Source organism: Rhodospirillum sp. A1_3_36, assembly GCF_047263945.1.
Lineage (GTDB): Bacteria > Pseudomonadota > Alphaproteobacteria > Rhodospirillales > Rhodospirillaceae > Rhodospirillum.
On sequence record NZ_JBLAVB010000001.1, the window covers coordinates 170891 to 183735 of the forward strand.

Consider the following 12845-nt stretch of genomic DNA (forward strand, 5'->3'; position numbering starts at 1 on the left):
GAGCGGGAAGAGAAAACCGCGCCAAAGGAAGGGGGGGGACCGTCTTCTCAAACAGATTTTCTCAGAATTGGTCTGTAGGCATGTTGACGTGGCCCATCTTGCGGCCCGGGCGGCTTTCGGATTTTCCATAGAGGTGGAGTTTGGCGCCGGGTTGGGCGAGGAGCCTAGGCCAGGAGTCGGCATCGGCGCCGATCAGGTTGAGCATGCGCATGGACCGGAACCGGGTGGGATCGCCCAGGGGGAGACCGCAGACCGCGCGGACAAATTGTTCGAACTGGTCAACGTGGCAGGCGTCCATGGTCCAATGGCCGCTGTTATGGGGGCGCGGTGCCATTTCGTTCACCAGGATCTCCCCCGTCCGGGTGACGAACAGTTCGACGGCCAGAAGGCCCACCAGATCAAGGGCCTCCGCGGCACGGGTGGCGATGGATTGGGCGGTTTTGGCTTGGTTTGGCGTCAGGGCCGAGGGGACCGTGGAGGTATGGAGAATGCCGTCCCGGTGGACGTTCTCCGTCGGTTCAAAACAGGCCGTGGCACCATCCACCCCCCGGGCGACGATCACCGAGACCTCGCAGGTGAAGTCGACGAAGCCCTCAAGTACCGCAGCATCCGTCTTTAGGCTGTCCCAGGCGGTTTTTGTGTCGGTCTCGGCAGTCAAGCGGGCCTGTCCCTTGCCATCGTAGCCCAAGCGAGTGGTTTTCAAGATGGCGGGGCGTCCCAGTTTCATCAGGGCGGCGTCCAGGCTGTCGAGTCCATCAACGGGCACCCAAGGGGCGGTTGCGATGCCCAGGTCGTTGAAAAAGGTCTTTTCCGTGATCCGGTCTTGGGCGGTGTCCAGAGCGCGCCAGCCCGGTCGAACGGCGACTCGTTCGGCCAGATGGGCGACACTGGCGGCAGGGATGTTCTCGAATTCGAAGGTGACCACGTCCACGGCGTTGGCGAAGGCCTCCAGGGCGGCGAAGTCGTCGTAGGGGGCAATGGTGACCGCAGAGCAGACCTGTTCTGCTGGACCGTCGGAGTCTGGGGTGAAAATATGACATCGAATGCCCAGACGGGCAGCCGCAAGGGCGGTCATGCGGCCCAACTGCCCTCCCCCGATGATGCCGAGTGTACGACCGGGACCGATAGGGAAGGGCGGTGAGGTTTCGGAAAGCCTGTCCTGGGCGGTTATCATCGTTATCAGGCCTCGTCCATGGGTTCCTGGGCGACCGCATCGGTCTGCCGGGCGCGCCAGGCTGTCAGGGCGGCATCCACGGCAGGATCGGACAGGGCGACGATCGAGGTGGCGATGAGGGCGGCGTTAATGGCACCAGCCTTTCCAATGGCCAGGGTGCCAACGGGTACGCCACCGGGCATTTGGACGATGGACAACAGGCTGTCCATACCGGACAGGGCCTTGCTTTCCACGGGCACGCCAAAGACCGGAAGGGTGGTCATGGACGCCACCATGCCCGGCAGGTGGGCCGCGCCGCCAGCTCCGGCGATGATGGCTGACAGCCCGCGCTCTTTGGCGGTAGAGGCGTATTCGACCATGCGCTGGGGGGTGCGATGGGCGGAGATGATGCGCTTTTCGACGGGAACGCCGAGGGCCTGGAGGGTTTCCCAGGCGTGCCGCATGGTCGGCCAGTCGGACTGGCTGCCCATGATAAGGCCGACCAACGGTTTGGCGGTTTGGGACATGGGGTCGAACTCTCCCGTCGTTTGCTGGAAAAGGGGCGGAGTATGGCGAGCGCTGGCTGCCCTTGCAAGAGGGCGCATAGGGGGATTTCCGAAATGGGGCAGCGGCTCCCTTCGTGATATAATATCGCTTCTCGGCCTTCCAGAAGGGAGGGCAGACAGGCCAGAAGGGGAACAAAACCATGTCCGATGATATTGCCCGAGCCGCGCCGATTCCAGGATTGAACTGGCAGGACGCGTCCAGGGATCGGAAAGGCGGCTCACGCAGCCCGTACCGACGCGCGCCGTCCAGGAGGCGCCTTGCGGAGGAAGAGACCATTGGCGGCGAAGGGAAGGGCAGCGAAGGGAAGGGCGCCGAAAGGACTGGAGCCGACGGAAATAGGGGGCAATGGGGGGAAAGTTTTGCTGATCGGGTGACCAATGCCTATCAGGTGGGGCGTGCCCTAAGGCGCTCCATGCAGGGGGGAGGACGGGTCATCGGGGACGAAACCAGTGTGCTGGGGCTTCCTGCCCGACTGATGACACCCCGAATCCAGGAAGCCATAAGCGCTCTCATGGCGGAACTGGATGGGCTGCGGACCCGGATCGGAGCCGGGGAGGAGCGAGTCCACGAATTGGAAGATCTGTCCGAAGGGGATGGTGTCCTTCCAGTGCTCAATCGCTGGGCCTTGTTGCGTGAACTGGAAATGCGTCTGGAGGATCCGGAGCACCGTTTGGTGGCCTGCTTTTTTTATGTAACGAATTTCGAGGAGTTGCGCCGAATCGGTGGTTTGGACGCTGCCCTATCGGCATTGTCGGGCGTTTCGGTCAGCCTGCTGGCTGCCGGTGGCCTGGGGGCTTTGGTGGGAACGCCGGGTGGTGCAGCCCTGGTTGTCGCCCGGACCGGTGCCGTTGGCGAAACCGCCGCCTTGTCCGAAACAATGGGGTCTTGGGGCCTTGGCCGCCGCCGGGCCCTTGAGGCCTCAGGCCACCACTGGGGTGGTTTGACCCTGCCTCTGAGAGTGGCGGTGTCCGTAGCCTTCTCCCGTCCGGGCGAGAGCGCCACTGCCTTTCTTGCTCGGTTGGAGCAGGGGACCCGAGACTAGAGCACCGGGCGGAAAACAGGGAACAGGACACGACAGTGTCTCGTCTTTTTTGGGCGATAGCCCAAGCCCATTTGGAGGCGATGCCCCCAAACCCCCGTTTCTCTTTTATAAATATGAGCCCGGGTTCTGGCGCCTTTCGGCCCCAGTCTCGCCAAAGAGGGGGGGGGACGGGGCAAAGCCCCGTGACGGGAAAGGACCGACTGTCGTGTACCGTGAAAACCAGGACCCGATTTGCCCCCCGGTGCCCAATCTTTTGCAGAGGGCTCTGCTCTCAAAGTGGGTTCGGTCAGGCGATGATATCGGGAATAAGGCCGTTTTCCAGTCGGGTGATCTGATCCTTCAGGTTTAGCTTGCGCTTTTTCAACCGCTGCATCTGGATCATGTCGAAGGGCGCTGCCTCCGTGATTCTGGCGATGACAGCATCCAGATCCCGGTGTTCGATCCGTAATTCCTCGAGTTTGGCCAGAAGGCCCACGCGTTCATGGTCATCCACGCCTTGGTATCCTCATCGGCGAGGGGAGGGGAAGAGCGTCCCGCCCCCTGGAAGGAAGGAGCCTCGGCCAACACAGTTTTGGTCCGAGGTCATTTTATTAACACTGGCCTGACCCCACCTGGAAGGGTTAAGGCTATGTTTATGGGGCCTGTCCATGCGCGGGGCAAGGCCTCAACCCTTCTTATAACTTCCATGTTTATACCATTTTCGGCGCGCGAAACGAATGGTGGCGAGGGGACATTTTTCATGGCCGAAATACGACGCATCGGAGTCTTGACCAGCGGTGGTGATTGCGCCGGATTGAACGCGGTAATTCGCGCGGTGACACATCGGGCCCGGGGGGCCTACGGCTGGAAGGTTCTGGGCATTCTCGATGGAACCATGGGGCTGATGGACCGGCCCTTGCGGTATCTGGAGTTGGACCTGGACATGTTTGCCGGGCATGACATTCTGCGGGCGGGTGGAACCTTCCTGGGGACGGTGAACAAGGGCGATCCCTTCGCCTTTCCCATGCCCGATGGGACCAAGCTCGACCGCTCCCTAGACTTTGTTGATGGGTTCCATCGGATGGAACTGGATGCGTTGATTGTGGTGGGCGGTGATGGCTCCATGAGGATCCTCAAGCAGCTTTGCGACAAAGGGTCTATCGGCATGGTGGGTGTGCCCAAGACCATTGACAATGACGTCCATGAAACAGAATACGCCGTTGGCTTTTCCACGGCTGTCAATGTGGTAACCGAGGCGCTGGACCGTCTGCAGGCCACTGCGGCGAGTCACCACCGGGTGATGATCTTGGAAGTCATGGGTCGGGACGCCGGGCATATCGCCATCAGTGCGGGCATTGCTGGGGGCGCGGACATCATTCTGATTCCCGAGGTTCCCTACAGCATGGAAGGGATTGCCAGGCGAATCCGCGAAGTGCAGAAACAAGGCCGCAGTCATGCTCTGGTTGTCGTCGCTGAGGGGTGCAGGACCCCCGATGGCACCGTGCCCTGTGTGGAATATGCCGGGGGTGAGAAGCGCTATGGCGGCATCGGACAATATTTGAGTGACAAAATTGCTGAGGAAATCGGCACGGAAACCCGGGTGACCATTCTGGGTCATGTGCAGCGGGGGGGGATCCCGTCCATGCGGGATCGCCTTTTGGCCTCGGCCTTTGGCGTGCATGCCGTTGATCTGGTCGCCCAGGGGAAGTTCGGGCGCATGGTTGCTTGGCAGGATCGGGGTGTCGTTGATGTCTCCCTTGATGCCGTTTGCATCGGTCCCCGCAGTCTGAACCCCGATGGAACTTTGGTGCATTCGGCCCGGGGCCTGGGTATCTATGTGGGCGATTGATTTCTTAGAGTGCTCCGAGATCAAGTTGGGCTAAGTCTTGGCCCAACTTGATCTCGAAGGCACTCTAAAATCTATATATACTCTGTGTCCTTGAAAATCCGGAAACCCTGCTTCGCAGGTGCTGGGCTCTGCCCAGACCCGCAAAGGGTCACGGACCCTTTGATCCCATTAGTAAAAAACGAATGGGGGTCCGGGGCCTCAGGCCCCGGTGGGGGGCGGGGCAAAGCCCCGCGTTTTTCGGTTTTTCAAAGAAACGGGATCAGCTTCAGTCAAGCTGGCCCCGTTTCACTCTCGTTATATTGAGTTTGGAGCGCCTTTGACAGGACGCTTTATTTAACAGTTTTCGAACCCTGCTAGACATCTGGCGCGCTGTCCCCTCATGTACCGAGTGTTCCGTGATTGATCCCACATCTTCCGATTTTCTGGTTTTTATTGTGACTCTCATTGGTTCGGGGGCCATTGCTGGCGTTCTGGCTGGCCTGTTTGGCATTGGGGGCGGTGCGGTGCTTGTACCCGTGCTCTTCCAGTTTCAAAGTCTGGTGGGGGTAGACGAAGCCGTGCGTATGCATATGGCCGTTGGCACCTCCCTTGGAGTCATCGTGCCCACCTCGCTGCGGTCGGTGTTTGCCCATTATAAGCGGGGTGCAGTCGATATGGAGCTATTGCGGAGCCTCGCGGGTCCCGTGGTTATTGGCGTGATTCTGGGCTCTTTGGTGGCCGCTTGGGTGCCTGCAGATGGATTAAAGGGGATTTTTTCCGGAATTGCTTTCCTTGTCGCCCTGAAGCTGTTGTTTGGCCGCAAAGAGTGGCGGTTGGGTGCAGAGTTGCCCGGCCCGGTGGGGCGGGGTGCCATCGGAGTGATTATCGGCTTTCTCTCGGTTCTGATGGGGATCGGGGGTGGCGTCATGAACAACACCTTCATGACCCTTTATGGGCGCCCCTTGCGTCAGGCGGTGGCGACCTCTGCGGGGGTTGGAGTGCTGATCTCCATCCCTGGCATGTTGGGCTTTGTGTGGGCCGGCTGGGGGGCTGCCGATTTGCCTCCCCTGTCCCTGGGCTTTGTCAATCTTCTGGCCGTTGCCATGATTATCCCGTTGACCCTGCTTTGCGCTCCCCTGGGGGTTCGGCTCGCCCATGTTCTGCCTCCCCGGATGCTGGAGGTCAGCTTCGGCTTGTTTATGATGATCGTCGCCGTTCGTTTCGCCATCGGTTTGTTGTGAGAAACGCAGAGCTTTGTCCCGCCCCCCAACCGGGGCCTGAGGCCCCGGACTCCCATTTGGGATCAAAGGGTCCGCGACTCCTTGCGGGTGTCTGGGCAGAGCCCAGAAACTGCGAAGCGCATTTTCCGGATTTTCGAGGAAACGGTGTATCGAATGAAATTGGGTCAGCTTGACTCAAGTGAGGCGCCCTTGGGGGGGAAGTCTGTTGGGTCAATCGGATCGTCACTCCATGTGGGCATGGCGGAGCGGGGAATGATTGCTCCCCTGTGGCCGATGACGCAGGCCGCAAGATGGCTTGCCACGTTCGCTGCGGCCACGGGGCCGAGTGTCGCGCGCCGGGACAGGTAGCCCGCAGCGAAGCTGTCTCCGGCGGCGGTGGTATCGATGACCGTGACATCCGCCAGGGCAGGGACGGGGACCGTTTGGCCACCGGAGATCACCAGACATCCCGGGGTTTCCTGTTTCAGGATGACCTCGCGGGCCCCATAGGCCGTCATCCGGGCGAGTACGGCAGACTGATCGGCATCCCCGTGGAGCTGGCGGATATCCTCCACCCCCGGCAGCAGAATGTCGGATCGGGCATAGATGGCCTCATAGGCTGCCTGTGCCGTGTCGAGGTCCGGCCAAAGGCGGGGACGCCAGTTGGTATCGAAGGCCACAAGTCCCCCCTCCGCCCGGAAGCGGTCAAGGAAGGGCAGCAGCACAGCCCGGCCCGTCTTGCCCCAGATGGCGAGGCTGATCCCGGACAGGTAGAGCATGCCGAACCCCATCAGCCGCTCCATCATGTCCTTGGCGGTGGGGAGGGTGAACAACTCCCGGGCGGGGGCTTGATCCCGCCAGTAAAGGAAGCGCCGCTCGCCCTTGTCATCCGTTTCAATCATGTAAAGCCCAGGGACCCGGCCGGCAATCCGCGCCACGAGGTCGCATCCCACGCCTTCGTCTTTCCAGGCGGAAACCATGCGGTCGCTATGGGGATCGTCGCCCAAGGCCGTTACATAGTCCACAGAGCTGCCCAGGCGGGCCATGTAGACGGCGGTGTTCAGAGTGTCGCCGCCAAACCCCATGGTGAACGCCCGGTCGATGCCTTCGTTGGAGGTGTCGTGGACGAGTTCGAGCATGCATTCGCCCAGCAGGGCGACGCGGTCCGGTGACCGGTTCATAGACAGCTCTCCCCGATCATGCCACTGGGGCCGCAGCCGCAACGGCGGCTTGGGCCAGGGCTTCGATCTCGTTCCAACGGCCCTCTTTGACCGCCGCCGCAGGGGTCAGCCAGCTTCCGCCGAGGGCGAAGACATTGGGCAGGGCCAGGACTTCGGGAACGGAGGCCGCCGTCAAACCCCCGGTGGGGCAGAAACGCACATCCTGGAGCAGGGGCGCCATGCCCTTCAGCGCCGGGACACCCCCGTTCAGGACGGCGGGAAAGAACTTCAGCTCGTGGAAACCGAATTCGCGGGCGGCCATGGCCTCGCTCACCGTGGCGATGGCGGGCAGGTAGGGCAGACCGCAGTCGAGCGCCGCCTCTGCCACCCGGGGGGTGAGGCCGGGGCTGACCAGGAAGCGGGCTCCCACATCCCGCGCCCGGGCGAAATCCTCGGGCCGGGTCAGGGTGCCGAGGCCGACCAGGGCATCCGGATAGCGCTTGGCGATGGCCTCGGCGCAGGCCAGCGCGGCCGGGGTGCGCAGGGTGATCTCCAGCACGCTCAATCCTCCGGCCAGCAGGGCTCCGGCTACGGAAACGGCCGTGTCGGGGTCTTCAAGGACCAGAACGGGGATCACCCGGGTAGCGGGAAGGAGGGGTTCGATCAGGGGAAGGGACATGACAGTATATTCCTTGTGGGCGCTACGAGCGGTGTGTGGACAGCAGGTTGCCGGTTTTCCAGCCTGTCCGATGCTCAATATAAAAACGTTAGATCAAAGTCTTGGCGGGAAAGCGATGCCAATTTGCACGGTACACAACAGTCGGTGCTCTCCCGTCACGGGGCTTTGCCCCGTCCCCCACCGGGGCCGTAAGGCCCCAGATCCCAGGCAGTTTCTGGCCGTAAGGCCCCAGACCCCAGACCCAAAAAAGACGAGACATTGTCGTGTAGCTTGGCCGATTTGAGGGCAAGACCTTGATCTAGAGGGTGACTCCTGTCTTGAAGAGGACCACATCGTGAACGCCGTTGCGTTCATTGCGGGCTTGGGCTCCTCCGGCGACCGCCAGGATGGCGTCGATGAATGGTGGCAGCAGTTCTTCCACTCCGGCCTCTCCTGTGGCGATGGGGCCCGCGTTGAAATCCATCCAATGGGGTTTTTTCTCGTACAAAGGGGTATTCGTCGAGATTTTCATGGTCGGCACGATTCCACCCAAGGGGGTGCCGCGCCCTGTGGTGAACAGTTCCAGGTGGCACCCGGCCGCAGCCAAAGCGGTCACGGCGACTCCGTCGTTCCCGGGAGCCTCCAACAGGGTCAGGCCCGGTTTGCGGATACGCTCGGCGTAGCGGATGACGTCCCGTACGGGAGAGCGTCCGGCCTTCTGGGTGCAGCCCAAGGATTTCTCTTCCAGGGTGGTGATGCCGCCTGCCTTGTTGCCTGGCGAGGGGTTTTCGTAGATGGGTTGATTATGGCGCTGGTAGTAGGCCTTGAAGTCATTGATGAGGCCAACTGTCGCTTCAAAGACCTCCCGGCTTTCCGCCCGAGCCATCAGCAGGCGTTCGGCTCCGAACATCTCTGGCACTTCGGTTAGGACCGTCGCCCCCCCGCGGGCGCAAAGCCAGTCAGAGAAGGCGCCGAGCAGGGGGTTGGCGGTGAGTCCCGAAAAGCCATCGGATCCGCCGCACTTCAGACCCACGCGCAGGCGATCGACGCCGACGGCCTCGCGGACATCACCGCGCATGACCTGGGCCAGGGCGGCCATCTCGTCCAGGGCTGCCTTGGTCTCGTCGGACACATCCTGGGTGACCAAATAGCGCAATCGGCTTGGGTCGGGGTGGTGGAATCCGGCCTCGAACAGGGCACGGCTGTTGTTCTCGCACCCCAAGCCCATGACGAGGACGCCCCCGGCGTTGGGATGGACGGCCAGCGCACGCAGGATGGCCCGGGTCTGGTTCAGGTCGTCGCCCAATTGCGAGCACCCGTAGGGGTGTTCCAACACCAGGACCCGGCTTCCCTCGGGAAGGTGGCCCATGGCCTCGAATTGGCGGGCGGTATTGCGGGCTAAACCGTTGACACATCCGACCAGGGGGATGATCCACAGGTCGTTCCGGATACCGATTTCTCCCCCGATACGGACGAATGCCGGGAAGGTTGGCCCGGTTGGCCCGTTTGGTCTGGGGTCAGGGGGGGTGGGGGAGGCGGGTGCAGCAGGGGCGGTGTAGGTGTAGTCCTCCACTCCCCCCAAGGCGGTGGTGAGATTGTGGACATGGACATGGTCACCCGGGGCAAGGGGGGCTGTGGCCCGGCCAATTACGGCGCCGTATTTGATCACCCTGTCCCCAACCGCATGGCTCCGTAGGGCGACCTTATGCCCCCGGGGGATCTCGCTGGTCGTTTCAGGCCCATCTTCACCCAGGACTGTCCCTTCGGGCAGGGTCTCCAGGGCGACGACCACAGTATCGTCGGGATGGATCTGTACGAAACGAGCCATGATTTCGCTCCAAAGGAAAAGGGGGCGCGCGACATGTTGAGGCCAAGTTGGTCTGCGAATGCGGCCCAACGTGATGCTTTCGCCATATGATTTTAGATCAAATTAACCGCCCTAAATCGATTCCGATTTAGGGCGGTTTGATCTAGTCCTCGTCGTCGAAGTACTCCGTATTTTCGGCCCGAATACGGGGGAAATGCTCCAGGATGGTCGATAAATGCCGCCGCATCTGTTCTACGGCCTCTTCGCCGTTGCGATTTTTAAGCGCCTCGAACAAATGCCGATGGTCGTCATAGGCGCGCTGACTGGCAAAGGAAAGCGACAGGAAGCGCACCCGGTCCATATGCGCCTTGTGCTCCTGAATCAGACGCCAGACGTAACCGACCCCGGCACGCTCGCAAATTTGCCGGTGGAACAAGTCATCCAGATCATGGAATCCCATCTTATCCCCCTGGAGCACCGCGCGGTCCTGCTGTGCGAGAATGTCTTCCAGGGCGCCCAGGTCGTCGTCCGTCAACTGTTGGCAGGCGACCCGAGTCGTTTCCACTTCCAGGGCCGTGCGGATAAACCGAGCCTGCCGGACAGCGGTCTCGGAAATCTTACTGACCGTGGTCGCTCGCTGGGGGCGAATGACCAGGAAACCGGCCTTTGAGAGACGATAAAAGGCGTCCCGCACCGGTTGCCGTGACACGCCAAGGACTGTCGCCACCTCGGTCTCGGAGGTTTTGGCACCCGGCGGCATCTCCAGCGAGACCACGCGATGGTAAAGCTCTTCGAACACTTGATCGGTGACCGAAGAGGGACGCTCGATGAGACCGGGGCTCAATTGCCCCCTGTTTCGATCCATGGACACGCTGCCTCCTTGACTTCCGAACCCAATGCCTACTAGCATACTAGTTGACTAGGGGCGACTGGCAAAGCCGCTTTCATAATAAAACCGAAAATACATCGGCTTCCTAGGCCGAGGGGAGTGATTATGGACCTGCGACCGGACCGTTTGCTGCCTTTGAGTGACCCTGCCCGATCCCTCGGCCTGTCGTTGTACGATACCGTCAAGGATCTGCCCATCATTAGTCCGCACGGCCATACTGACCCCCGCTGGTTCGCTGAGAACGAGGCCTTCCCGGATCCTGCCCGTCTGTTCGTTACGCCGGATCACTATGTGTTCCGCATGCTGTACTCCCAAGGCGTTCCCCTGGAAGGTCTGGGCGTGCCGCGCGCCGATGGCGGGCCGGTTGAAACGGACGGTCGGACCATCTGGCGGCTTTTCGCCAAGAACGTTCATTTGCTGCGGGGGACGCCCTCGCGCCTGTGGCTGGACCATTCTTTTCATCATGTTTTCGGCCTGACCGAGCGGCTTTCCGAAGCCACCGCTGACGCGGCCTATGACCAGATCGCCGATTGCCTGGCCCGCCCCGAATTCCGCCCCCGGGCCCTGTTCGAGCGCTTCGGGATCGAGGTGCTGGCCACCACCGAAAGCCCGCTGGATGATCTGCGGTGGCATCGCGTGATCCGGGAAAGCGGTTGGACCGGTCGGGTTATCACCGCCTACCGCCCCGATCCCGTGGTCGATCCGGAATTCGAGGGGTTCGCCGCCAATGTGGTCCGCCTGGGCGAATTGACCGGCGAGGATACGGCGACCTGGGACGGATATCTGGCCGCCCACCGGGTCCGCCGGGCCTATTTCAAGGAATTCGGGGCCACCTCCACCGACCATGGGCATCCTTCGGCCCGCACGGAAAATCTGCCCAAGGAGGAGGCCGCCCGTCTGTTCGCCAAGGCTTTGGCGGGGAGCTGCTCAGCGGAGGAAGCCGATGCCTTCCGGGGTCAGATGCTCACGGAAATGGCGCGGATGAGCATTGAGGACGGGATGGTCCTGCAAATCCATCCGGGCAGTCTGCGCAATCACTCCGGTGACATCTTCGCCCGATTTGGTCGGGACAAGGGGTTCGATATTCCCACAAGGACCGATTACGTGCGCGCCCTGCGGCCCCTGTTGGAGGCCCATGGCACGGACCCACGCCTGACCGTTATTGTGTTCACGTTGGACGAAACCACGGTATCGCGGGAGCTGGCCCCCTTGGCGGGCGCCTATCCGGTGCTGCGGCTCGGTCCAGCCTGGTGGTTCTTTGATAGTCCGGAAGGCATGCGCCGGTTCCGGGAAGCGGCCACCGAAACGGCGGGGTTCTATAATACCGTCGGCTTCAACGACGACACCCGCGCCTTCTGCTCAATCCCCGCCCGCCATGATGTGGCGCGCCGCGTGGATTGTGCATTTCTCGCCACGCTTGTCGCTTCCGGGCGTCTGGCGGAGGACGAGGCCTTTGAGGTCATCCAAGACCTCAGCTATGGGCTGGTCAAACGGGCCTACCGCCTCTGACCACCCAAAAAAACAATGGGAGGAACTAAAAACATGTCCGTCTACAAGACCCTGTCCCTTGCCCTCCTTGCTGGCGCCGCGATGGTGACCGCCGCGCAGGCCTGCGAAACCACCCTTCGATCGTCCGACACCCACCCTGAAGGCTATCCCACCGTTGCCGCCGTTGAGGCGATGGGCAAGATGCTTGAGGAGCGTACCAACGGTCGCCTTTGCATCGAAGTGTTCCACTCCGCCCAGTTGGGGGAGGAAAAGGATAGCATCGAGCAGACCCAGTTCGGGGTGATCGATATGGACCGTGTCAGTCTCGGTCCCTTCAACAACATCATCGAGGAAACCAAGATTCCCTCGCTGCCCTATATCTTCCGGTCCGTTGACCATATGCACCATGTCATGGATGGTCCCATCGGCGATGAGATCCTCGCCGCTTTCGAGCCCCATGACCTGATTGGTCTCGCGTTCTACGATGGGGGATCGCGCAGTTTCTACAACAGCGACCACCCGATCAAGTCCATGGCCGACCTCAAGGGCATGAAGTTCCGGGTCATGCAGTCGGATGTATTCGTCGACATGGTCTCCGCCGTTGGCGCCAATGCCACGCCCATGCCCTATGGCGAGGTCTATTCCTCGATCCAGACCGGTGTCATCGACGGCGCCGAGAACAATTGGCCCTCCTATGAAAGCTCCGGTCACTATGAAGTGGCCAAGTACTATACCCTCGATCAGCATTTGATCGTGCCCGAGGTCCTGGTCATGTCAAAAATGACCTGGGACAAGCTGAGCCCCGAGGATCAGGCTGCGGTCAGAAAGGCCGCCAAGGATTCCGTGCCTGTGATGCGCAAGCTTTGGGAAGAGCGTGAGGCGGCTTCGGAGGCCAAGGTTCGCGCTGCGGGTGCCCAGGTGATCACGGACATCGACAAGACCCCCTTCATTGAAGCCATGAAGCCGGTCTATGCGAAGTATGTGACCTCCGACAAGCTTAAGGACATGGTCGCTCGGATCCAAGCAACCCAATAGGGACCCTGTCGATGGCGCG

At 61.5% G+C, this 12845-nt stretch carries 12 protein-coding genes; 5 read left to right on the plus strand and 7 right to left on the minus strand.

Annotated features, from left to right (window positions below):
* Positions 1 to 61: 61 nt before the first annotated feature.
* Together ACLIRY_RS00710 and purE are read right to left on the minus strand one after the other, a co-directional pair.
* Positions 62 to 1174 carry a 5-(carboxyamino)imidazole ribonucleotide synthase gene (locus ACLIRY_RS00710; RefSeq protein WP_413203421.1) on the minus strand — a complete coding sequence of 371 codons (1113 nt, stop codon included), beginning with the start codon at positions 1172 to 1174 and terminating at the stop codon, positions 62 to 64.
* 5 nt (positions 1175 to 1179) lie between these two features.
* Complete coding sequence (gene purE, locus ACLIRY_RS00715; RefSeq protein ID WP_413203422.1) at positions 1180 to 1680, minus strand: 5-(carboxyamino)imidazole ribonucleotide mutase; 501 nt, start codon at positions 1678 to 1680, stop codon at positions 1180 to 1182.
* Positions 1681 to 1859: 179 nt separating this feature from the next.
* Between purE and ACLIRY_RS00720 the strand changes: the two genes are divergently transcribed.
* Complete coding sequence (locus ACLIRY_RS00720) at positions 1860 to 2762, plus strand: hypothetical protein (protein WP_413203423.1); 903 nt, start codon at positions 1860 to 1862, stop codon at positions 2760 to 2762.
* Positions 2763 to 3048: 286 nt separating this feature from the next.
* On the opposite strand, the gene ACLIRY_RS00725 is transcribed toward ACLIRY_RS00720, so the two are convergent.
* Entirely contained in the window at positions 3049 to 3255 is a 207-nt protein-coding gene (locus ACLIRY_RS00725; RefSeq protein ID WP_413203424.1) for a YdcH family protein, read from the minus strand.
* Positions 3256 to 3501: 246 nt separating this feature from the next.
* On the opposite strand from ACLIRY_RS00725, the gene ACLIRY_RS00730 reads away from it, so the two are divergent.
* Together ACLIRY_RS00730 and ACLIRY_RS00735 are read left to right on the plus strand one after the other, a co-directional pair.
* Positions 3502 to 4590: an ATP-dependent 6-phosphofructokinase gene (locus tag ACLIRY_RS00730; protein WP_413203425.1), complete on the plus strand. Its 1089-nt coding sequence runs from the start codon at positions 3502 to 3504 to the stop codon at positions 4588 to 4590.
* Between the two features lie 434 nt (positions 4591 to 5024).
* On the plus strand, positions 5025 to 5810 hold the full coding sequence (locus tag ACLIRY_RS00735) for a sulfite exporter TauE/SafE family protein (RefSeq protein WP_413203426.1): 786 nt from the start codon (positions 5025 to 5027) through the stop codon (positions 5808 to 5810).
* Positions 5811 to 5974: 164 nt separating this feature from the next.
* On the opposite strand, the gene ACLIRY_RS00740 is transcribed toward ACLIRY_RS00735, so the two are convergent.
* From ACLIRY_RS00740 to ACLIRY_RS00755, 4 genes are all read right to left on the minus strand, one after another.
* Positions 5975 to 6970, minus strand: a complete 996-nt coding sequence (locus ACLIRY_RS00740) for a sugar kinase (protein WP_413203427.1) — start codon at positions 6968 to 6970, stop codon at positions 5975 to 5977.
* 16 nt (positions 6971 to 6986) lie between these two features.
* On the minus strand, positions 6987 to 7628 hold the full coding sequence (gene eda / locus ACLIRY_RS00745; RefSeq protein WP_413203428.1) for a bifunctional 4-hydroxy-2-oxoglutarate aldolase/2-dehydro-3-deoxy-phosphogluconate aldolase: 642 nt from the start codon (positions 7626 to 7628) through the stop codon (positions 6987 to 6989).
* A 298-nt stretch (positions 7629 to 7926) separates the two neighbouring features.
* Entirely contained in the window at positions 7927 to 9435 is a 1509-nt protein-coding gene (locus tag ACLIRY_RS00750) for a UxaA family hydrolase (protein ID WP_413203429.1), read from the minus strand.
* 142 nt (positions 9436 to 9577) lie between these two features.
* Positions 9578 to 10279, minus strand: coding sequence for a GntR family transcriptional regulator (locus ACLIRY_RS00755; RefSeq protein WP_413204171.1), 702 nt, complete (start codon positions 10277 to 10279; stop codon positions 9578 to 9580).
* Between the two features lie 129 nt (positions 10280 to 10408).
* Between ACLIRY_RS00755 and uxaC the strand changes: the two genes are divergently transcribed.
* Entirely contained in the window at positions 10409 to 11812 is a 1404-nt protein-coding gene (uxaC, locus tag ACLIRY_RS00760; RefSeq protein WP_413203430.1) for a glucuronate isomerase, read from the plus strand.
* A gap of 33 nt (positions 11813 to 11845) precedes the next feature.
* The gene (locus ACLIRY_RS00765) at positions 11846 to 12826 is read left to right on the plus strand and encodes a TRAP transporter substrate-binding protein (protein ID WP_413203431.1); all 981 of its coding nucleotides are present in this window, start codon (positions 11846 to 11848) and stop codon (positions 12824 to 12826) included.
* Positions 12827 to 12845 lie beyond the last annotated feature (19 nt).